Annotated in this window: 20 protein-coding genes; 6 read left to right on the top strand and 14 right to left on the bottom strand. The window is 56.8% G+C overall.

Annotated elements, in window-relative coordinates:
* Position 1 precedes the first annotated feature (1 nt).
* Positions 2–2,419: a DNA topoisomerase (ATP-hydrolyzing) subunit B gene (gene gyrB / locus ACODS3_RS09465; RefSeq protein ID WP_489034037.1), complete on the top strand. Its 2,418-nt coding sequence runs from the start codon at positions 2–4 to the stop codon at positions 2,417–2,419.
* 126 nt (positions 2,420–2,545) lie between these two features.
* Here gyrB and ACODS3_RS09470 read toward each other — a convergent pair whose 3' ends face one another.
* Positions 2,546–2,755 carry a hypothetical protein gene (locus ACODS3_RS09470; RefSeq protein ID WP_201000827.1) on the bottom strand — a complete coding sequence of 70 codons (210 nt, stop codon included), beginning with the start codon at positions 2,753–2,755 and terminating at the stop codon, positions 2,546–2,548.
* Between the two features lie 346 nt (positions 2,756–3,101).
* Between ACODS3_RS09470 and ACODS3_RS09475 the strand changes: the two genes are divergently transcribed.
* Positions 3,102–3,395, top strand: coding sequence for a GNAT family N-acetyltransferase (locus ACODS3_RS09475; protein WP_489034095.1), 294 nt, complete (start codon positions 3,102–3,104; stop codon positions 3,393–3,395).
* Between the two features lie 167 nt (positions 3,396–3,562).
* Here the strand turns inward: ACODS3_RS09475 and ACODS3_RS09480 are convergent, their stop codons facing one another.
* From ACODS3_RS09480 to glyQ, 5 genes are all read right to left on the bottom strand, one after another.
* Positions 3,563–4,234, bottom strand: a complete 672-nt coding sequence (locus ACODS3_RS09480) for a hypothetical protein (RefSeq protein ID WP_489034038.1) — start codon at positions 4,232–4,234, stop codon at positions 3,563–3,565.
* A 206-nt stretch (positions 4,235–4,440) separates the two neighbouring features.
* Positions 4,441–5,211 (bottom strand): lysophospholipid acyltransferase family protein, encoded by a 771-nt coding sequence (locus tag ACODS3_RS09485; protein ID WP_304574203.1) that lies wholly within the window; start codon positions 5,209–5,211, stop codon positions 4,441–4,443.
* 60 nt (positions 5,212–5,271) lie between these two features.
* A complete protein-coding gene (gmhB, locus tag ACODS3_RS09490; RefSeq protein ID WP_201019665.1) occupies positions 5,272–5,817 on the bottom strand; it encodes a D-glycero-beta-D-manno-heptose 1,7-bisphosphate 7-phosphatase in 546 nt (181 codons plus the stop codon).
* Positions 5,818–5,827: 10 nt separating this feature from the next.
* Entirely contained in the window at positions 5,828–7,882 is a 2,055-nt protein-coding gene (gene glyS, locus ACODS3_RS09495) for a glycine--tRNA ligase subunit beta (RefSeq protein WP_489034039.1), read from the bottom strand.
* On the bottom strand, positions 7,879–8,826 hold the full coding sequence (glyQ, locus tag ACODS3_RS09500) for a glycine--tRNA ligase subunit alpha (RefSeq protein ID WP_122315186.1): 948 nt from the start codon (positions 8,824–8,826) through the stop codon (positions 7,879–7,881). The genes glyS and glyQ overlap by 4 nt, the downstream gene beginning before the upstream one ends.
* Before the next feature lie 79 nt (positions 8,827–8,905).
* Here glyQ and ACODS3_RS09505 point away from each other — a divergent pair, with 79 nt between their 5' ends.
* Complete coding sequence (locus ACODS3_RS09505) at positions 8,906–9,475, top strand: DNA-3-methyladenine glycosylase I (protein WP_201019667.1); 570 nt, start codon at positions 8,906–8,908, stop codon at positions 9,473–9,475.
* A 22-nt stretch (positions 9,476–9,497) separates the two neighbouring features.
* Here the strand turns inward: ACODS3_RS09505 and ACODS3_RS09510 are convergent, their stop codons facing one another.
* From ACODS3_RS09510 to ACODS3_RS09525, 4 genes are read right to left on the bottom strand one after another with little or no spacing between them, the layout of a single operon-like run.
* Positions 9,498–10,169, bottom strand: coding sequence for a DUF2931 family protein (locus ACODS3_RS09510; protein ID WP_489034040.1), 672 nt, complete (start codon positions 10,167–10,169; stop codon positions 9,498–9,500).
* Entirely contained in the window at positions 10,156–10,815 is a 660-nt protein-coding gene (locus tag ACODS3_RS09515; RefSeq protein WP_489034041.1) for a DUF2931 family protein, read from the bottom strand. Before ACODS3_RS09515 ends, ACODS3_RS09510 begins: the two co-directional genes overlap by 14 nt.
* Positions 10,808–11,161 carry a hypothetical protein gene (locus ACODS3_RS09520; RefSeq protein WP_489034042.1) on the bottom strand — a complete coding sequence of 118 codons (354 nt, stop codon included), beginning with the start codon at positions 11,159–11,161 and terminating at the stop codon, positions 10,808–10,810. Before ACODS3_RS09520 ends, ACODS3_RS09515 begins: the two co-directional genes overlap by 8 nt.
* A gap of 34 nt (positions 11,162–11,195) precedes the next feature.
* A complete protein-coding gene (locus tag ACODS3_RS09525; protein WP_489034043.1) occupies positions 11,196–12,641 on the bottom strand; it encodes a type VI secretion system family protein in 1,446 nt (481 codons plus the stop codon).
* Between the two features lie 285 nt (positions 12,642–12,926).
* Here ACODS3_RS09525 and ACODS3_RS09530 point away from each other — a divergent pair, with 285 nt between their 5' ends.
* Positions 12,927–13,814, top strand: a complete 888-nt coding sequence (locus ACODS3_RS09530; RefSeq protein ID WP_201019671.1) for a lysophospholipid acyltransferase — start codon at positions 12,927–12,929, stop codon at positions 13,812–13,814.
* Positions 13,815–13,964: 150 nt separating this feature from the next.
* Here ACODS3_RS09530 and trkA read toward each other — a convergent pair whose 3' ends face one another.
* From trkA to def, 4 genes are read right to left on the bottom strand one after another with little or no spacing between them, the layout of a single operon-like run.
* Positions 13,965–15,338, bottom strand: a complete 1,374-nt coding sequence (gene trkA, locus ACODS3_RS09535) for a Trk system potassium transporter TrkA (RefSeq protein ID WP_201000847.1) — start codon at positions 15,336–15,338, stop codon at positions 13,965–13,967.
* A 14-nt stretch (positions 15,339–15,352) separates the two neighbouring features.
* The gene (gene rsmB / locus ACODS3_RS09540; protein ID WP_304574201.1) at positions 15,353–16,675 is read right to left on the bottom strand and encodes a 16S rRNA (cytosine(967)-C(5))-methyltransferase RsmB; all 1,323 of its coding nucleotides are present in this window, start codon (positions 16,673–16,675) and stop codon (positions 15,353–15,355) included.
* Positions 16,672–17,616 carry a methionyl-tRNA formyltransferase gene (fmt, locus tag ACODS3_RS09545; RefSeq protein WP_201019673.1) on the bottom strand — a complete coding sequence of 315 codons (945 nt, stop codon included), beginning with the start codon at positions 17,614–17,616 and terminating at the stop codon, positions 16,672–16,674. Before fmt ends, rsmB begins: the two co-directional genes overlap by 4 nt.
* 56 nt (positions 17,617–17,672) lie before the next feature.
* The gene (gene def / locus ACODS3_RS09550) at positions 17,673–18,179 is read right to left on the bottom strand and encodes a peptide deformylase (protein WP_201000852.1); all 507 of its coding nucleotides are present in this window, start codon (positions 18,177–18,179) and stop codon (positions 17,673–17,675) included.
* Between the two features lie 127 nt (positions 18,180–18,306).
* Between def and ACODS3_RS09555 the strand changes: the two genes are divergently transcribed.
* Together ACODS3_RS09555 and dprA are read left to right on the top strand one after the other, a co-directional pair.
* Positions 18,307–19,332: a LysM peptidoglycan-binding domain-containing protein gene (locus tag ACODS3_RS09555; protein ID WP_201019674.1), complete on the top strand. Its 1,026-nt coding sequence runs from the start codon at positions 18,307–18,309 to the stop codon at positions 19,330–19,332.
* 123 nt (positions 19,333–19,455) lie between these two features.
* The gene (dprA, locus tag ACODS3_RS09560; RefSeq protein ID WP_304574199.1) at positions 19,456–20,571 is read left to right on the top strand and encodes a DNA-processing protein DprA; all 1,116 of its coding nucleotides are present in this window, start codon (positions 19,456–19,458) and stop codon (positions 20,569–20,571) included.
* Positions 20,572–20,596 lie beyond the last annotated feature (25 nt).

Here is a 20,596-nt window from a genome sequence, read left to right on the forward strand (position 1 = left end):
CATGAGCGAAAATCAAACGTACGACTCGTCCAGCATTAAAGTGCTGAAAGGACTTGATGCCGTACGCAAGCGTCCCGGAATGTACATCGGTGATACAGACGATGGCAGCGGTCTGCACCACATGGTATTCGAGGTGGTTGATAACTCGATTGACGAAGCTTTGGCTGGCCACTGCGACGACATCAGCATCACCATCCATCCAGACGAATCCATTACCGTACGCGACAACGGCCGCGGTATTCCGGTAGACGTCCATAAAGAAGAAGGCGTTTCGGCTGCAGAGGTCATCATGACCGTGCTCCACGCCGGCGGTAAGTTCGATGACAACTCCTACAAGGTTTCCGGCGGTCTGCACGGTGTAGGTGTTTCTGTGGTTAACGCCCTCTCGGAAGTCCTGCAACTGACTGTACGTCGCAGCGGCAAGATCTGGGAGCAAACCTACGTTCACGGTGTTCCACAGGAACCCATGAAAATCGTTGGTGAGAGCGATAGCACCGGTACTCAGATCCACTTCAAACCCTCCGCTGACACCTTCAAGAACATCCACTTCAGCTGGGACATCCTGGCCAAGCGGATTCGTGAACTGTCATTCCTGAACTCCGGCGTTGGTATCTTCCTGAAGGACGAACGCAGCGGTAAGGAAGAGCTATTCAAGTACGAAGGTGGTCTGCGCGCTTTTGTTGAGTACCTCAACACCAACAAGACTGCGGTCAACCAGGTCTTCCACTTCAACGTCCAGCGTGACGATGGCGTGGGTGTCGAGATCGCCTTGCAGTGGAACGACAGCTTCAACGAGAACCTGTTGTGCTTCACCAACAACATTCCGCAGCGTGATGGCGGTACGCACCTTGTTGGTTTCCGTTCTGCGCTGACCCGTAACCTGAACAACTACATCGAACAGGAAGGTCTGGCCAAGAAGCACAAAGTTGCCACGACCGGTGACGATGCGCGTGAAGGTCTGACTGCGATCATTTCGGTCAAGGTGCCGGATCCGAAGTTCAGTTCCCAGACTAAGGACAAGCTGGTTTCGTCCGAAGTCAAAACCGCAGTCGAACAAGAGATGGGTAAATACTTCTCTGACTTCCTGCTGGAAAACCCGAACGAAGCCAAGGCTGTCGTTGGCAAGATGCTCGATGCTGCACGGGCTCGTGAAGCTGCGCGCAAGGCCCGTGAGATGACTCGCCGCAAAGGCGCTCTGGATATTGCTGGCCTGCCGGGCAAACTCGCCGACTGCCAGGAAAAAGACCCTGCCCTTTCCGAACTGTACCTCGTGGAAGGGGACTCTGCTGGCGGTTCAGCCAAGCAGGGGCGTAACCGTAAAACCCAGGCGATCCTGCCTCTGAAGGGTAAGATCCTCAACGTCGAGAAAGCACGTTTCGACAAGATGATCTCTTCCCAGGAAGTGGGCACCTTGATCACCGCCTTGGGCTGTGGCATCGGCCGCGAAGAGTACAACATCGACAAACTGCGTTATCACAACATCATCATCATGACCGATGCTGACGTCGACGGTTCGCACATCCGTACCCTGCTGCTGACCTTCTTCTTCCGTCAGTTGCCAGAGCTGGTCGAGCGTGGCTACATCTACATCGCTCAGCCACCGTTGTACAAGGTCAAGAAAGGCAAGCAAGAGCAGTACATCAAAGACGACGATGCCATGGAAGAGTACATGACCCAGTCGGCTCTGGAAGATGCCAGCCTGCACCTGAACGAATCGGCTCCTGGTATCTCCGGTGAAGCACTGGAGCGCCTGGTAAACGATTTCCGTATGGTCATGAAGACCCTCAAGCGCCTCTCGCGTCTGTATCCTCAGGAACTGACCGAGCACTTCGTTTACCTGCCACCTGTCACGCTCGAGCAACTGTCTGACCATGCCGGCATGCAAGCCTGGCTGGCCAAGTTCGATGAGCGTCTGCGTGCGGGTGAGAAGTCGGGTCTGGTGTACAAGGCCAGCCTGCGTGAAGATCGTGAACGTAACGTATGGCTGCCAGAGGTTGAACTGATCTCTCACGGCCTGTCGAACTACGTCACCTTCAACCGCGACTTCTTCGGCAGCAACGACTACAAGACCGTCACTGCCCTGGGCGCACAAATCAGCTCTCTGCTGGAAGAAGGCGCCTATGTGCAACGTGGCGAGCGCAAGAAGCCAGTCACCGAGTTCAAGGACGCCCTCGCCTGGCTGATGGCCGAAAGCACCAAGCGCCACACTATCCAGCGCTATAAAGGTCTGGGCGAAATGAACCCCGATCAGCTCTGGGAAACCACCATGGACCCAAGCGTGCGCCGCATGCTGAAGGTCACGATCGAAGACGCAATCGCAGCCGACCAGATCTTCAACACCCTCATGGGTGATGCGGTCGAGCCTCGTCGCGACTTCATCGAGAGCAATGCGTTGGCAGTTTCCAACCTGGATTTCTAAGGTTGTTGTAGCTGCAAGTGGGCGTGTTTTTATCGTCCTGTAAAAAACCCAGCCGAGTGCTGGGTTTTTTTATGGATTACATTTGATTGTGCGCTTGCTCAATCGAGCATACCTGCAGTTCGATCTTTATCTTACGGCCTCAAACTGTGCCAATGCCGCCATCATCGCAATTAGCGAAATGGCAATTCCGATACCCATTGTCCAGTCGGATTCCGGGCGTGTGGAAAACCAGGCGTTTTTGGACGGGTACTTTCCTAGCGTGATGAGTTTTACCACAGGCCAGCCGATGGGGTAAAAGATGGCACGGAAAACGAACTCAAACAGCTCTTCTATCATGCCAAGCGATCCTTGAGACTCTAAAAATTAGCGTTGTTATTACGCGATCGGTTTCCTGCAGAATACCGCCAACTCGATGTAACTTCACTTATCCGTAGTGGCTGATGAGCCCTGGTAAGTTGACGAATTAACCGTGACTTTCTGCACAGCGTGAGCCGTTGCTGCTGCCGTATCCGTGAATCCCTACCTTAGAAACCCATTTGCCTCGGTGATTCGATTGACCACTTATTCATGCCTGCTGAAGACGCCCTCTGTTCAGACTTATCAAGCGCTTCGTATTGGCTCTGGCCTCAGTGCAAAGACCGAAGAGGCATCGGTACGGGGCTTACCCAATACTCTCTTTGCTGTGCAGATACTTCATGGGGCACTCCCGGTTGGGATGGGACGAGTCATTGGTGACGGGGGATGTTTCTTTCAAGTGGTGGACATTGCCGTCCTTAGGGAGCACCAAGGCAATGGTCTAGGGAAACGCATCATGACCGAAATTATGAAATACATTGAAGCCACCGTTCCTGAAAGCGGCTACGTCAGTCTCATTGCGGATGGTCAGGCACAAGACCTCTATGCGCAGTTCGGTTTCGTACACACCGCACCCCGTTCTGTGGGGATGGCATATAGAAGACCTCTGGCGGACGTTTAAATCGGGAACACTCAGACAAAGCAGACTTCGAGTGATCGATTTCGGCTTCCCTCACCACTCGAATCTTTGGTTAAAGTGAAATACCGATACCGACTATCAGTATCGCGGCAACAAGCCCTAGTGAACGTAGCCACTCTCCCAGTTCCCGCTCTTCCCCCTTACTGATTTCAAAAGCACCTGCTGCAGCCACCATGAGGAATAGCGCCATGAACCAGAGCAGCAAGCCCCAGCCATAGCTGTAACTCAAAGCATTGTCCCAAAAGAAAGTGATCGTATTGAGCGATAGCATTAGCGCCAGAAAAGCGGGTCCTGTCGTGCTTTGTGAGGATTGCAGCCTTAGAAAAACTGATGAGAAAGAGAGGGTTTGCATACCAGGCAAATTGAAATCGCAATGGCCCGATCCATCCGCTAGTCAGTAGGTTCCATCCCATGGTGATTTTATGACCATGTTTGATTGCTACCGGAAAAAACAGCGAAACTATCCAGAGAAAAAGTGCCGCTTTCGATAACGCCTCACTTGAAAGAGCGCCATCCAATGATTGGTGGCCAGGCTTTCTTGCTCTCCATATGAAGGGAATTAGCAGACCCGTGTAAAAGCACAAGGTTGAAAAGACGCGATCTCCCTGTTCACTGGGGCTGACATATCCTATGGATAAAGCGACCACTGCACCCCCTGCAAGAATCCAGTAGGCATACTCTGCAAACTCCTTGATGACAGGAGAGTTGTGCAGTTGGATCAATTGCTTTATCAGCGTCAGTACAAGGATCAATAAATATCCGAGCACTCCTCCCCAAAACAGAGAATTGCTTCCAGAGCCTAAAAGCATCACTTCTTTCATTTGCCGTCCTTGTCGATTCAGAGGTGAGTCAGAGCTTGCGTTGCGCCCACTAAAAAGCCGACCCTCAAGGTCGGCTTTCTATCTACTCGCAAAACTTATGCACGTTTTTAGCTCATTAATCAGCTTCAGAAATAAGCAGCTAAATTAATGACTTAGCCGATTTTTTTGAAGGTTTCGCAAAAATGGTGCACAGGTTATCCACAAAATCAGACTTCAGCTTTCTCGGTGCTCGAGACAGGTGCAACGTCTGACCCAAGGGACTTCTGCGTGGCTTCGTTCCAGGCCTGGACGCGGTCGTTGAGCGCTGCAATGGCGCGAGGGCCGGTGCCTTCGGCGTACATGGGTTCACCGATGACGACCTGGATAGTACCCGGCTTCTTCGCCCAGCCTTCTTTCGGCCAGTACTTGCCGGCGTTGTGAGCTACAGGCAGCACGGGCAGTTCGGCATTGACGGCCAGTGCGGTGCCGCCACGGGAGAACTTGCCAACCTGACCGAACGGGACTCGGGTGCCTTCCGGGAAGATCAGTACCCAGATGCCGTCCTTGAGCAATTCGTCACCCTTCTTGGCGATTTGCTTGAGTGCGGCCTTGGGGTTTTCGCGATCAATCGCGATAGGACGCAGCATGGCCATGGCCCAGCCGAAGAACGGCACGTACAGCAACTCGCGCTTGAGCACCTGGCTCAGGGGCTCGAAGTAGGCCGAAAGGAAGAAGGTTTCCCAAGTGCTCTGGTGGTTGGAGATGATCACGCAAGGTGTCTTTGGAACGTTGTGCGCGCCGGTCACTTCCACGTGAATATTCAGAAACACGCGGGTCAGCCAGATAGCGCAGCGGCACCAGTAGACATTGATGAACCGGTAGCGAGCCTTGAATGGCAGAAAAGGCGCAATGAAGAAACTCAGTGTGCACCACAGCAGAGAGCTGGTGCCTAGCAACAGGTAAAAGAAAAAGGTCCTGATTGCCTGCATGATCGACATAGTTGCTTTTACCGTACGGGCAGGTGCCCGCTCATTCAGCGTACCGTTGAACCTGAGGGATTACAGCGAAACGCTATTGTGGATAAGTTCTGCGGCAACTGCCGCCAGATCGTCAAAAATCAAAGTGCCGGCCGGCACCGTACCGTCCATTGTCCTGCGGCCTTTACCGGTCATTACCAGAACTGGTTGAGCATCGACGGCCAAAGCGGCCTGCAGGTCACCCTTGCTGTCGCCCACGAACCATAAACCTTTCAGGTCTGCTGCGTAATGATTGGCGATGGTCTGCAGCATGCCCGGTTTGGGCTTGCGGCAGTCACAACCTTGATCCGGCCCATGCGGGCAATAAACGATCAAGCCAACCTCGCCACCCTGCCCTGCCACCAGCTCGCGCAAGCGCGCATGCATGGCATCCAGAGTCGCCAGATCGTAATAACCTCGGGCAATGCCGGACTGGTTGGTGGCAATTGCCACCGTCCAGCCGGCCTTGCTCAATGCTGCGATGGCCTCGATCGAGCCTGGAATGGGAATCCACTCCTCCACCGACTTTATGTAAGCGTCGGAGTCATGGTTGATGACTCCGTCCCGATCGAGAATCAGCAGCTTCACTCTCTATTCCTCAACCCAGCAGCGAGATATCGGCAACGCCGAGGAACAGGCCGCGCAGACGTGCCAGCAATGCATAACGGTTGGCGCGCACGTTGGCGTCGTCAGCGTTGACCATCACTGCCTCGAAGAACGCATCTACAGGCTCGCGCAGGGTTGCCAGGCGTGCCAGGGATTCGCTGTACTGACGCTCGGCAGCCATCGGCTGTACCGCGTGGTCGGCCTGTTGAATGGCCGAGTACAGGGAGAACTCGTTGGCGTTGTCGAAATACTTGGGCTCGACGGTCTGGGCGATGTTGCCCTCGGCCTTGCTCAAGAGGTTCGATACGCGCTTGTTCACCGCTGCCAGCGCCGCCGCCTGTGGCAACTTGCGGAATGCCTGTACGGCCTGGACCCGTTGATCGAAGTCCAGAGCAGAACCTGGCTGCAAGGCACGAACCGACAGATAAACCGCAACTTCGACGCCTTCGTCTTCATAACGCGCACGCAGGCGGTCGAAGATGAATTCCAGCACTTGATCGGACAGACCGGCGGCCTTGACCTTGGCACCGAACTGGTTGACCGCGAACTTGACGGTCTCGATCAGATCCAGATCCAGCTTCTTGTCGATCAGGATGCGCAGGATACCCAGCGCTGCACGGCGCAATGCGTACGGGTCTTTACTGCCGGTTGGCAGCATGCCGATACCGAAGATACCGACCAGTGTGTCGAGCTTGTCGGCAATGGCCACGGCAGCGCCGGTCAAGGTGGTAGGCAGCTCTGCGCCTGCACCGCGAGGCATGTATTGCTCGTTGAGTGCCAGTGCGACGTCTTCTGCTTCACCGTCAGCCTTGGCGTAGTAGTAACCGGCAATGCCTTGCATTTCCGGGAACTCGCCGACCATCTCGGTCGCCAGGTCGCACTTGGAAAGAATACCGGCACGTGCTGCACGCTGAGCGTCGCCACCAATGCGTGGCGCGATGAATGCCGCCAGCTTGGAAACACGTTCGGCCTTGTCGAAGACGCTGCCCAACTGAGCCTGGAATACAACATTCTTCAGGCGATCGTTGAAGGTTTCCAGCTTCTGCTTCTTGTCCTGCTTGAAGAAGAACTCGGCATCGGTCAGACGTGGACGAACCACTTTCTCGTTACCGGCGATGATCTGTGCCGGGTCCTTGCTCTCGATGTTGGCAACCGTGATGAAGCGCGGCAGCAACTTGCCTTCGCTGTCCAGCAGGCAGAAATACTTCTGGTTGTCCTGCATGGTGGTGATCAGAGCTTCCTGAGGAACCTCAAGGAAACGCTCTTCAAACGAACAGACCAGCGGAACCGGCCACTCGACCAGACCTGCCACTTCGTCCAGCAGGCTTGGAGGCACGATAGCGGTGCCTTCCTGTTGGGCGGCCAGCTCGTCGACGCGCTTGCTGATGATCTGGCGACGCTCGTTGAAGTCGGCCAGTACATGAGCTGCCCGCAGGTCGCTGAGGTAGCTGGCAGGCGAGGAAATACGCACGTCTTCCGGGTGATGGAAGCGGTGACCGCGAGAATGACGGCCTGCGCTCTGAGCCAGGATCGTGCAGTCGATCACTTGCTCACCCAGCAGCATGACCAGCCATTGGGTCGGACGCACGAACTCTTCCTTGCGGGCACCCCAACGCATGCGTTTGGCGATTGGCAGGTCGTTCAGCGAGTCTTCGACGATGGTCGGCAGCAGCGTGGCTGTCGGCTTGCCGATGATGTTCTGGCTGTAGCGCAGCTTGGGGCCGCTCTGATCTATTTCACTCAGATCGACGCCGCACTTCTTGGCGAAGCCCAGTGCTGCCTGAGTCGGGTTGCCTTCGGCGTCGAAAGCGGCCTGACGAGGTGGACCATCCAGATTGACGCTACGATCTGGTTGTTGCGTGGCCAGACCGGTGATCAACACAGCCAGACGACGCGGCGCAGCGTAAACCTGCTTGGCACTGTAGGTCAGGCCAGCGGTTTGCAGGCCTTTCTCTATACCTGCCAGAAATGCATCGCCCAGGGAGCTGAGGGTCTTGGGTGGCAGTTCTTCGGTGCCCAGTTCGACCAGAAAATCTTGAGCACTCATTGTGCAGCCTCCAGCTTAGCCAACACTTCATCGCGTAGATCGGGCGGTGCCATCGGGAAGCCAAGTTTGGCCCGGGCTTGCAGGTAGCTCTGGGCAACAGAGCGGGCAAGCGTGCGCACACGCAGGATGTACTGCTGACGCGCAGTCACGGAAATAGCCCGGCGCGCATCCAGAAGGTTGAAGGTGTGCGAGGCCTTGAGGACCATTTCATAGCTTGGCAGTGGCAGCTCAAGCTCGATCAGGCGTGCGGCTTCGCTTTCATAGAAGTCGAACAGCTCGAACAGTTTTTCAACGTTGGCGTGCTCGAAGTTATAGGTCGATTGCTCCACTTCGTTCTGATGGAACACATCGCCGTAAGTCACTTTGCCGAACGGACCGTCAGCCCAGACCAGATCGTAGACCGAGTCCACGCCCTGCTGGTACATGGCCAGACGTTCCAGGCCGTAGGTGATTTCGCCGGTCACCGGGTAGCACTCAAGACCACCGACTTGCTGGAAGTAGGTGAACTGCGAGACTTCCATGCCGTTGAGCCAGATTTCCCAGCCCAGGCCCCAGGCGCCCAGAGTTGGCGATTCCCAGTTGTCTTCGACGAAACGGACGTCATGCACCAGCGGGTCGAGGCCGATGTGCTTGAGCGAGCCCAGGTACAGTTCCTGGAAGTTGTCCGGGTTCGGTTTCAGGATGACCTGGAACTGATAGTAATGCTGCAGGCGGTTCGGGTTTTCGCCGTAACGGCCGTCAGTCGGGCGACGGCTTGGTTGTACGTAAGCGGCGTTCCAGGTTTCCGGGCCTACGGCGCGCAGAAACGTGGCGGTGTGGAAAGTGCCGGCGCCTACTTCCATATCGTAGGGCTGAAGTACCACGCAACCTTGTTCTGCCCAGTATTGCTGGAGGGCGAGGATCAAGTCTTGGAAGGTACGCACGGCTGGCGTAGGCTGGCTCACAAAATTCACCTGTGCTGGGCTGCGATTTAAAGAGCGGGAGTATACCCGATTCGGCTGCACGTCCACCCTTGGAAGGCCTATGACTCGCTGCTTTTGGTGCAATGAAGACCCTATTTACATCGCTTATCACGATCAGGAATGGGGAGTGCCGCTGCGCGATGCGCAGAAGCTCTTCGAGTTACTTTTACTCGAAGGGTTCCAGGCCGGTCTGTCATGGATCACGGTTTTGAAAAAACGCGCGCGATATCGCGAAGTCATGTTCGGCTTTGACGTCCATCGCATCGCCGCGATGACCGACGCCGAGATTGAAGTGTTGATGCAGGAACCGGGCATCATCCGCAACCGCCTCAAACTCAACGCGGCCCGCCGCAATGCCCAGGCCTGGTTGAAACTGGACGACCCGGTCGGGTTTCTCTGGTCGTTTGTCGGAGGGCAGCAGAAGGTCAACCACTTCAAGGATCGCAGCCAGGTCCCGGCCATCACGCCAGAAGCCGAAGCCATGAGCAAGGCCTTGAAGAAAGCCGGCTTCACCTTCGTCGGCCCGACCATTTGCTACGCCTATATGCAATCGAGCGGCATGGTCATGGACCATACCGTGGATTGTGACCGATACGCCGTGCTCGCTCCCGCGTCAGGGCAAGGTGCTTAGGGCTTTTAGCAGACAGCCCCTTTCACCACGATTCATAGGGGATACCGAACTTGTCGATGTAGGCTTGGGATTCTGGCTCCAGCTCAAATGCATAACGCCCGTTGGTTCGTCCCTGATCCGGGCCTTGTTTGACTATCGTGCCTTGTAGACGGCTGACTTCAATGGGGTCAAGGCAGCCGCCATGAACCCATGTCTTGGCTATACCGCCGGGTGCCAGGCCAATGGTGATTGCCTTCCTGTATCCGGTAATCCATTTACCGGTCACGCTGCAAAAGGCTCGTTCACCTTTAAGCATGACTTCGCGAGTTGCTTCGGGTATTTCAATGTAGGCCTGATAAGTCTTAGGTTCTGCCAGGGACTGCCAGCGCACGTAAATCAAGCGCGGCAATTCGGCACCATATACGTATTTTCCGGCACCATCGCCGGGTCGCTTGGGCCAGCCCTTTGGTTTGCCCCTGAGGTTGGGTGGTGTTTGGATGGATGAAACCCCACTCATTGCCCGCTTGAACACGCGATTGTTGATATCCACGGCGTCGGCAGTTTCAATCCAGACCTCCATATAGTTAGGCGCGAAGAAACCTATTCGCCAGGCGTCATACGGCAACCTTGCCCCATAACTATTGGTGCCGCTGCATCCCAAAAGCAGCATTGCCAGAGCCAGGACGGCTAGAGTATTCCTTTCACCACGATTCATAGGGGATGCCAAACTTGTCGATGTAGGCTTGGGATTCTGGCTCCAGCTCAAATGCATAACGCCCGTTGGTTCGTCCCAGATCCGGGCCTTTTTTAAATATCGTGCCCTGTACGCGGCTGACTTCAATGGGGCCAAGGCAACCGCCATGAACCCATGTCTTGGCTATACCTCCGGGTGCCAGGCCAATGGTGATTGCCTCCCTGTATCCGGTAATCCATTTACCGTCCGCTCTGCAAAAGGCTCGCTCACCTTTAAGCATGACTTCGCGAATTGCTTCGGGTATTTCAATGTAAGCCTGATAAGTCTGAGGTTCTGCCAAGGACTGCCATCGGACATATATAAAGCGAGGCAAGTCGGCCCCCGTGACTTGCTTTCCCGACCCGGCCCCGGGGCGTTTGGGCCAGCCGTTCGGTTTTCCTTTCAGGTTGGGAGGCGTCTGGATTGCTGCCACCCCGCTCATGGCCCGTTTGAACCAGCGGTCTTGCATATCCACTACGTCAGCGGTTTCGATCCAGACTTCCATGTAATTGGGAGCAAAAAAGCCCAGTCGCCAAGAGTCATACGGCAGTTTGGCCCCATAGTTGCCGCTGCAACTGCTGATCAGCAAAGCAGTAATCAATACTACCGATACCTGAAGCTTATTCATTGGCATGCACCACACGCTTGTAGTCGTCCGTGGGCCGGTTGATGAACATCACGTCCAGATCACTGTTATTCCAGTTTTTCATGGCATTCCAGTTGGCGGAAAAATGGATGTAGCGATGCAGCAGCATGGCTTCCTCTGATCGGGTTAAATTCAGAGCAGAACTGTTTCCCAGGACAAACGCCTGGATTTTTTTCAGGACAGGAAGCAGCTCGGCAGGCAGCGCCACTGAAGATGTTTCTGCCAGCTTTTGGAAGGGGACTTGGTGACGCAACCCCAACTCACGCATCACACGCAGATAAACCTTCGATAAATCACCGTCCACTTCCCGGTCGCTTTTGACGGCCACATAGACTCGCTTTTCCGGGTATAGCGCATCGCGGCTATGGGGTTGCCTTACTGACCAGACCACCGGCTTGAGTTTGATGCCTTGTTCTATCAGGCGATTGAGCAATGGGTCGGTGGTGCGCAATGTCTGGCGGTAGGCCGATGAGTGTTCGTCGGGTGTCTCCAGGCTCAAGGCTGCTCACCGGTTTACTGAGCAGCAGCCTTTCACGGGTGCGAGGCAGGTAACCTCCGCCGATATCCGAGTGGGAGCCAGGCAGGACGATGTCGTTGTCAGTGCGGGTCAGGGCAAAGTTCAGGCGGTATTCATCCCTTGCCACAAACTGCACGATCTTGTGTGCGGCGCGGGCCGGTAAACCCAGATCCAGGCCAGGGTTATGGGCGTTGCCCGGGCTGAAATCGCCTGCCAGCGGTGAGACGATCCCGGCCACGGTGTCGAACAGGCCGATGAAGTTGAGCTTCACATCGCGTTGAACTTGCCAGGCGAAATCCTTGGCAAGAATTTGCGAGCCTGCTGGCAGTTCAGCAGCTAGCAAACTACCTGTGCCCTTGAGTAAATCATTTGTGAAATGTCGTGCAGCGGCTGCTCCACGGCTGAAACCGAATATATCGACTTCAAAGCGTCTGATCTTCACTTCAGGGTTGCTTATTTCAAATAATCGTAAATTGTTAAGAATCAGTCTCGGAGTCTGTTCAACCCGCGCCAAAACCCCCGTCTCCCCACGCCCACTCCCCTGGCTATACAGCGAATCAGTGCCACCACTGATTGTGCCGATGCCTTCGATGTAAACCTTCAAGGCCGCCTCTTCGGCGTCCGAGTCAATGGTGATATCCGCCTGATCCCGATACAAATCATAAAGCCGGGCAATATTGCTGGTGTCATTGCCGTAACTGTTGTCAGGCGAGCTGCCGTTACCGTCATAACCATGCTCTGCGCAGAATCGACGAACCTCTTCGGCCATGTCCTGCAAGTTGACGTCGCGTGCCATGCATCCGGCAACGCTTTCGCTGTTTGACTGGTTATTGCCGGTACCATCGAAAAACACGCCAAGTCGCAGGGTAATCAACTGTTCCTGCTCGACCTCCTCCTCTTCTTCCTCTATTTCCAGAGGTTTGTCCTTGCTAGAACGGTCTTGCGTAGCCGATGCGTCAAAGCCGTAGAGGGGGGTGATTACAGATCGGAAAGCCTGCCGGGCATGAGCGTCCGGCCATCCATAGGTGGCGGTAAGAACCGAGGGAATCAGCCTGGCGCTGCAGGGGCAAGGGCTTGAGCTATGAAGTGTGCCGGCCAGCAACAGCCCCTGGCTGTGCATCCACGGGATACCGCCGGTGATGCGATAGGTCTTGCCGCTCGCTCCGCAGGTCACCCGATCACCTGTACGGGAGCGGGCGAGACCGCACATGCTCAAACGATGGTCGCCCTCCAGAACCCTGCCGCCACAGGTGGTCTGGTCACCCAGGCCAATGAAATGCCCTTTCTCCATTGCGTTGCCTGTCCCTGCTCGATATTCGCCTCCATGCGGTTATTCGGATGTCTGGGAGAGGATGGATAAAAAAGAGGGACGCCATCGGGTAGCGGCCCGAAGTACGTTGTCAGTCGATTAGGTGAAATGAGTAGGCCGATAACTACAGCCATCGGCTACATGCAGCACTGCTGATGCGTGCTCAGAGCTTGCAAGCATTGGCATTCGGGGTGGTTTACTGCGATCAATACGCAGCCAATGGCGCTGGCGGTTACAATGCCTGCCTCAAGAGTTTGGGAGTGATCTGTGGATAAGTTCAAAGGTGCCATGATTGTCGGGGCGTTGCGGTTGTTTGCTCTGTTGCCCTGGCGTGCCGTGCAATGGGTCGGCACTTCGATTGGCTGGTTGATGTGGAAGCTTCCTAACCGTTCCCGTGAAGTGGCGCGGATCAACCTGTCCAAGTGCTTTCCTGAGTTGAACAAGGCCGAGCTTGACCGATTGGTAGGCCGCAGCCTGATGGATATCGGCAAGACCCTGACGGAAAGCGCCTGCGCCTGGATCTGGCCTGCCCAGAAGTCCATCGATCTGGTGCGTGAAGTCGAAGGCCTCGATGTGCTCAAGGATGCCCTCGCTTCCGGCAAGGGCGTGGTCGGCATCACCAGCCACCTGGGTAACTGGGAAGTGCTCAACCACTTCTATTGCAGCCAGTGCAAACCGATCATTTTCTATCGCCCGCCCAAGCTGAAAGCGGTGGACGAACTGCTGCGCAAGCAGCGGGTGCAGTTGGGCAACCGTGTGGCGGCCTCGACCAAGGAAGGCATCCTCAGCGTCATCAAGGAAGTGCGCAAAGGGGGCTCGGTAGGGATTCCTGCTGATCCGGAGCCGGCAGAGTCGGCCGGTATCTTCGTGCCTTTCTGCGGTACCCAGGCTCTGACCAGTAAGTTCGTGCCCAACATGCTGGCGGGCGGCAAGGCTGTTGGCGTATTTCTGCACGCCATGCGCCTGCCGGATGGCTCGGGTTACAAAGTGGTCCTGGAAGCTGCGCCCGAAGAGATGTACAGCACTGACACCGAAACCTCGGCGGCAGCCATGAGCAAAGTGGTCGAGAAATATGTGCGGGCTTACCCGAGCCAGTACATGTGGACCATGAAGCGCTTCAAGAAGCGGCCAGCGGGCGAAGCGCGCTGGTATTGAACAACGTGTGGGAGTAGCCGATCAGTTAAGGTCACTTTGTGGGAGGCAGCTTGCTGGCGACTTCAGCGTACAGACGCAGAATATCTGCCGGTTTTCAGGCCTTTTCGCCAGCAAGCTGCCTCCCACAGGTTTTGTTTGTGCATTAATTGATCAGAAGAAGCTCAACCCCACCTGAAACAGCCGCTCCACATCGCGGATGTATTTTTTATCCACAAGGAACAGGATCACGTGGTCGCCTGATTCGATCACGGTGATATCGTGGGCGATCAGGACTTCTTCGTCGCGGATAATGGCTCCGATGGTGGTGCCGTGCGGAAGGATGATGTCCTTGATGGCCTTGCCGATGACCTTGCTGGATTTGGCATCGCCGTGGGCTACGGCCTCGATGGCTTCGGCCGCTCCCCTGCGCAACGAATGCACACTGACGATATCGCCGCGTCGCACGTGGGTCAGCAAGGTGCCGATGGTTGCCAGTTGAGGGCTGACGGCGATATCGATTTCCCCGCCTTGCACCAGGTCTACATACGCGGGGTTGTTGATCAGAGTCACCACCTTGCGTGCCCCCATCCGCTTGGCCAGCAGCGATGACATGATGTTGGCTTCGTCGTCATTGGTCAGTGCCAGGAACAGGTCGGTATTGCCGATGTTTTCTTCCATCAACAGGTCGCGATCCGAAGAGCTGCCTTGCAGCACCACGGTACTGTTGAGGGTTTCCGACAGATGACGGCAACGGGCCGGGTTCATCTCGATGATTTTGACCTGATAGCGGCTTTCGATGGCTTCGGCCAGGCGCTCGCCAATATTGCCACCGCCCGCGATGACGATGCGTTTGTAGCTTTCGTCCAGACGTCGCATCTCGCCCATCACGGCACGAATGTGGGCCTTTGCCGCGATGAAGAACACTTCGTCATCGGCTTCGATAACGGTGTCGCCATGGGGAGTAATGGGGCGGTCGCGACGGAAGATCGCGGCCACGCGGGTATCGACATTGGGCATGTGCGCCCGCAACTGGCGTAGTTTTTGGCCCACCAGCGGCCCGCCGTAATAAGCTCTGACGGCCACCAGTTGTGCCTTGCCTTCGGCAAAGTCGATCACCTGGAGGGCGCCGGGGTATTCGACCAGACGCTTGATGTAGTTGGTTACCACCTGTTCCGGGCTGATCAGTACATCCACGGGAATCGCATCGTTATCGAACAGCTCGACGCGGGTCAGATAAGCCGCATCGCGGACACGGGCAATCTTGGTCGGCGTGTGGAACAGCGTGTAGGCAACCTGGCAGGCGACCATATTGGTTTCGTCGCTGTTGGTGACGGCCACCAGCATGTCGGCATCATCGGCCCCGGCCTGGCGCAGCACTGTTGGAAACGAGCCTTTGCCTTGAACCGTGCGGATATCCAGGCGGTCGCCCAGATCACGCAGACGGTCGCCATCGGTGTCGACGACCGTGATGTCGTTGGCTTCACTGGCCAGATGTTCGGCCAACGTGCCGCCAACCTGCCCTGCACCCAGGATGATGATTTTCAACTGCTATCTCCCTGTCAGACCGACGCCGCGATCTTGATCAGTTTTGCGTAATAGAAGCCGTCATGCCCGCCTTCCTGTGCAAGTAACTGGCGACCGTGCGGTTGCTTGATGCCTGCGGGTTGCTGGCCGAGCTGCCCGGCGATATCCAGTTCACGAGCACCGCTGGTGCGTGCCAGGAAGGCTTCGATCACTTCCGTGTTTTCCGTTGGCAGCGTCGAGCAGGTGGCATACAACAGAATGCCTCCGACTTGCAGGGTCGGCCAGAGCGCGTCCAGCAGTTCGCCTTGCAGCGTGGCCAGGGCGGCAATGTCATCCGCCTGACGGGTCAGTTTGATGTCCGGGTGACGGCGGATTACGCCTGTTGCCGAGCACGGTGCATCGAGCAGAATGCGCTGGAATGGCTTGCCGTCCCACCATTGCGTGGTTTCGCGGGCGTCGGCGGCGATCAGTTCGGCATCCAGGCCAAGGCGGTCAAGGTTTTCCCGAACGCGAACCAGTCGCTTGGCTTCCAGATCCACAGCCACCACGCCACTGAGCTGTGGCTGTACTTCCAGCAGGTGGCAAGTCTTGCCGCCCGGCGCGCAGCAGGCATCGAGTACACGTTGACCGGGAGCCAGTTCCAGCAGATCGGCAGCCAGTTGGGCTGCTTCATCCTGCACGCTGATCCAGCCTTCGGCAAAACCTGGCAGTGAGCGCACATCACCCGGCTCGGCGAGCAGGATTCCGTCCTGGCTGAAGGTGCAGGCAATGGCTTCGATGCCTGCCGCTTTCAACAGCTCAAGGTATTGAGCACGGCTGTTATGCCGACGATTGACCCGCAAGATCATGGGCGGATGAGCGTTGTTGGCGGCGCAGATGGCTTCCCACTGCTCGGGCCACGAGGCCTTCAGGGCTTTTTGCAGCCAGCGCGGGTGAGCGGTGCGCACCACCGGGTCGTGTTCCAGTTCAGCCAGCAGCGCTTCGCTTTCACGTTGCGCACGGCGCAGAACGGCGTTGAGCAATGCCTTGGCCCAAGGCTTTTTGAGCTTGTCGGCGCAACCCACCGTTTCACCGATGGCGGCGTGGGCGGGGATGCGGCTGTAGAGCAATTGGTAAAGCCCGACCAGCAAAAGCGCCTCGACATCGGCGTCAGCCGCCTTGAAGGGTTTTTGCAGCAACCTGGCCGCCAGCGCCGACAAGCGCGGCTGCCAGCGTGCGGTGCCGAAGGCCAGATCCTGAGTCAGCCCGCGATCACGGACTTCGACTTTATCCAGTTGTGTCGGTAATGAGCTGTTCAGTGAGGCCTTGCCGCTCAGCACGGCGGCCAATGCCCTGGCTGCGGCCAGACGCGGGTTCATTGGCCCAATACCGTGCCGGTGGCGAATTTCTCGCGACGGCTGTTGAACAGATCAGTGAAGTTCAGCGGCTTGCCGCCCGGCAGTTGCAGACGGGTGAGGCGTAGCGCACCTTGTCCACAGGCTACGATCAGGCCGTCCTTGCTGGCGCCGAGAATCGTGCCCGGCGCTCCCTGCCCTTCGGCAAGGCTGGCGGCCAGAACCTTGAGGGCTTCTTCGTTCAGTGTGCTGTGGCAGATCGGCCATGGATTGAAGGCGCGGATCAGGCGCTCCAGCTCGTCTGCCGGGCGGCTCCAGTCGATGCGCGCCTCGTCCTTGTTCAGTTTGTGAGCATAAGTGGCGAGGCTGTCATCCTGTACTTCGCCAATCAGCGAGCCATCAGCCAGACCGGCAACGGCTTGCAACACAGCGGGCGGGCCAAGTTCGGCAAGACGGTCGTGCAAGGTGCCGCCGGTATCTTCTGCCGTGATCGGCGTGACGACCTTGAGCAGCATCGGACCGGTATCAAGCCCTGCTTCCATGCGCATGACGGTTACACCGCTTTCGGCATCGCCAGCTTGCACGGCCCGCTGGATTGGTGCCGCACCGCGCCAGCGTGGCAGTAGGGAGGCATGGCTGTTGATGCAGCCCAGGCGTGGAATATCCAGCACCACTTGCGGCAGGATCAGGCCATAAGCGACCACCACCATCAGATCGGGCTTGAGCTCTGCCAGCTCCTGTTGAGCCGTTGCATCGCGCAGTGTTGGCGGTTGCAGTACTTGCAGGCCATGCTGTAACGCCAGTTGCTTGACCGGGCTTGGCATCAGTTTTTGTCCACGACCGGCCGGGCGATCAGGCTGGGTGTAGACCGCGATGATCTGATGAGGGCTGTCGAGCAGGGCCTTCAAATGTTCGGCGGCGAATTCCGGAGTACCGGCGAAGACGATGCGCAGTGGCTCAGTCATGGACTTCTCGTTCTGTAAAAAAGAAAAGGCCTTCACAGGCCTTTTTGGATGAGGGATCAGGCGTTTTGCTTATGCTGTTTTTCCAGCTTTTTCTTGATCCGGTCACGCTTGAGATTGGAGAGGTAGTCGACGAACAGCTTACCGTTCAGGTGATCGCATTCATGCTGGATGCAGACCGCGAGCAAACCTTCGGCAATCAGTTCGTAAGGCTGGCCGTCACGGTCCAGAGCCTTGATGCGAACTTTCTGGGGACGATCGACATTTTCATAAAAACCGGGCACCGAGAGGCAGCCTTCCTGATACTGATCCATTTCATCGGTCAGCATTTCGATTTCAGGGTTGATGAATACGCGAGGCTCGGTGCGATCCTCACTCAGGTCCATCACGACCACACGCTTGTGGACGTTGACCTGGGTCGCTGCCAGACCGATGCCAGGAGCCTCGTACATGGTTTCAAACATGTCGTCGACCAACTGGCGTATGCCGTCGTCTACTATCGCCACGGGTTTAGCGATGGTGCGCAGGCGCGAATCGGGAAATTCGAGAATGTTTAGAATGGCCATATACGTAAGGGCTGCACTGTAGGGTAAAGTCAAAATTGGCTGCCAGGCTTGGAATGTCGAAGCGAGCAGCCCCATGACTGATGGGACTTATGTTCACGCGAGACAACATGATAAAGGGATTCACCGCATGAGGAAATCACTACTCGCCCTGCTGCTTTTGACCGCCAGCGGTCTTGTTCAGGCGCAAGTGCAACTCAAGGAAGGCCACCCGCAAACGTACACCGTCGTTGCCGGTGACACACTTTGGGACATTTCCGGCAAATTCTTGCGCGAACCATGGAAATGGCGCGAGTTATGGCGGGCCAATCCACAAGTACGCGATCCGGACCTCATCTATCCCGGCGATTCGCTGTCGCTGGTCTACATCGATGGTCAGCCACGTGTTGTCCTCAACCGTGCCGAGTCCCGCGGAACGATCAAATTGTCGCCTCGTGTGCGCAGTACGCCGACGATCGAAGCGATCCCGAGCATCCCGCTGGGGGCGATCAATGCGTTTCTGATCAGCAACCGGATCGTCGACAGCGCCGACCAGTTCGAGGACGCCCCGTACATCGTCGCAGGCAATGCCGAGCGTGTACTCAGTGGCCGGGGCGACCGCATCTACGCACGCGGCAATCTGGACCAGGACCAGCAGGGCTATGGCATTTTCCGTCAGGGCAAGGTCTATACCGATCCGGGCACCAAGGAAGTGCTGGGCATCAATGCCGACGATATTGGCAGCGGTGAAGTCGTTGCCACAGAAGGCGATATCTCCACCTTGGTGTTGCAGCGCTCTACCCAGGAAGTTCGCCTGGGTGACCGTCTGTTCAGCAGTGAAGAGCGGGCAATCAACTCGACGTTCCTGCCCAGTTCTCCACAGAGCGCCATTGAGGGCCTGATTCTCGATGTGCCCAGAGGCGTGACCCAGGTTGGCGTCTACGATGTGGTGACGCTCAACAAAGGCAGGCGTGACGGGCTGGTCGAAGGCAATGTGCTGGCGATCTTCAAGACGGGCGAAATGGTCCGCGACCGGGTGACCGGCGAGCAGGTGAAAATTCCCGACGAACGTTCCGGGCTGCTGATGGTTTTCCGCACTTATGAAAAGCTCAGTTACGCCTTGGTCCTGCACGCGAACAGATCTTTGGCCATTATGGACAAGGTCCGCAATCCCTGACGCTATGTTTCAGGTTTGATACAGGTTTTTCCACCGGGCCTTTCACTTATCAAATTGTTGTCAACAGAGTTATCCACAGGTTTGCCCACTCCTTGAAGTGGGCTATGGATCAAGGACGATCTTATGCCGCTGTTTGAAAAAGCTGTTCCTTCGCCTGCCGAACTGGAAGCGCGCCTGCGCTTGCATCGCTTGCCGGAGGTAGGACCCAAACGCTTTTCCAGACTCATTGATGCATTCGGTTCAGCCTCGGCAGCACTCTCTGCGCCCGCCAGTGCATGGCGAGCCTTGGGGTTGCCGACGGCCTGTGCCGAGGCCCGTCGCGACCCGCTGGTGCGTGATGGAGCCAGCGCCGCACTGGCCTGGCTTGAGTGTCCGGGCCAGCATTTATTGATGTGGGACGACCCTGGCTACCCGGCGTTGCTCGCTGAAATTGCCGACCCGCCTCCTCTGTTATTCATTGCTGGAAACCCTTCGATTCTTGAGCGGCCCCAACTGGGAATGGTCGGCAGTCGTCGTGCGTCGAAGCCGGGGATGGACACGGCCAGCGCTTTTGCCCGAAGCCTGGCAGGTGCCGGTTTTGTCATTACCAGTGGCCTGGCTTTGGGGATCGATGGCGCAGCGCATCAAGGTGCTCTGGACGTTGGCGGGGCAACAATCGGCGTGTTGGGGACGGGCCTCGAAAAACTTTATCCACAGCGCCATCGACACTTGGCGTCGCAGATGATTGCGCAAGGTAGCGCAGTGATTTCAGAGTTCCCGCTGGATACCGGCCCACAGGCCAACAACTTCCCGCGCCGCAATCGAATCATCAGTGGTTTGTCTCTGGGGGTACTGGTGGTGGAAGCCAGTGTGGGCAGTGGGTCGTTGATTACGGCGCGACTTGCGGCCGAGCATGGTCGAGAGGTGTATGCCATTCCCGGTTCCATTCATCACCCGGGTGCTCGCGGTTGTCATCAGTTGATCCGCGATGGCGCTGTGCTGGTCGAAACCGTCGATCACATTCTTGAAGCCCTGCAGCACTGGCACCGTCTGACACCCGCCGCTTCCGGGCCTGAGCAGCCTGCCTCCTCTTCCAGGCATCCCTTGCTGACGATCCTGCATGCTGCACCGCATACCAGCGAGGCGTTGGCGGTTGCCAGTGAATGGCCACTTCCCAAGGTACTGGCCGCCCTGACCGAGCTGGAACTGGATGGAATGATCAGCAATGAAGCTGGACGATGGTTCGCACGGGCGCCCTGAGGTTAAACTGCCCGGCAGGATTTAT

The organism is Pseudomonas sp. FG43 (genome assembly GCF_057809175.1).

Excerpts from the sequence above, each read along its gene's own strand:
- ACODS3_RS09525 (WP_489034043.1), bottom strand. The coding sequence starts at position 12,641 with ATGGAGAAAGGGCATTTCATTGGCCTGGGTGACCAGACCACCTGTGGC.
- ACODS3_RS09480 (WP_489034038.1), bottom strand. The coding sequence starts at position 4,234 with ATGAAAGAAGTGATGCTTTTAGGCTCTGGAAGCAATTCTCTGTTTTGG.
- rsmB (WP_304574201.1), bottom strand. The coding sequence starts at position 16,675 with ATGAACCCGCGTCTGGCCGCAGCCAGGGCATTGGCCGCCGTGCTGAGC.
- ACODS3_RS09470 (WP_201000827.1), bottom strand. The coding sequence starts at position 2,755 with ATGATAGAAGAGCTGTTTGAGTTCGTTTTCCGTGCCATCTTTTACCCC.
- dprA (WP_304574199.1), top strand. The coding sequence starts at position 19,456 with ATGCCGCTGTTTGAAAAAGCTGTTCCTTCGCCTGCCGAACTGGAAGCG.
- gyrB (WP_489034037.1), top strand. The coding sequence starts at position 2 with ATGAGCGAAAATCAAACGTACGACTCGTCCAGCATTAAAGTGCTGAAA.
- def (WP_201000852.1), bottom strand. The coding sequence starts at position 18,179 with ATGGCCATTCTAAACATTCTCGAATTTCCCGATTCGCGCCTGCGCACC.
- ACODS3_RS09555 (WP_201019674.1), top strand. The coding sequence starts at position 18,307 with ATGAGGAAATCACTACTCGCCCTGCTGCTTTTGACCGCCAGCGGTCTT.
- ACODS3_RS09515 (WP_489034041.1), bottom strand. The coding sequence starts at position 10,815 with ATGAATAAGCTTCAGGTATCGGTAGTATTGATTACTGCTTTGCTGATC.
- fmt (WP_201019673.1), bottom strand. The coding sequence starts at position 17,616 with ATGACTGAGCCACTGCGCATCGTCTTCGCCGGTACTCCGGAATTCGCC.
- ACODS3_RS09510 (WP_489034040.1), bottom strand. The coding sequence starts at position 10,169 with ATGAATCGTGGTGAAAGGAATACTCTAGCCGTCCTGGCTCTGGCAATG.
- ACODS3_RS09485 (WP_304574203.1), bottom strand. The coding sequence starts at position 5,211 with ATGTCGATCATGCAGGCAATCAGGACCTTTTTCTTTTACCTGTTGCTA.
- ACODS3_RS09505 (WP_201019667.1), top strand. The coding sequence starts at position 8,906 with ATGACTCGCTGCTTTTGGTGCAATGAAGACCCTATTTACATCGCTTAT.
- glyS (WP_489034039.1), bottom strand. The coding sequence starts at position 7,882 with ATGAGTGCTCAAGATTTTCTGGTCGAACTGGGCACCGAAGAACTGCCA.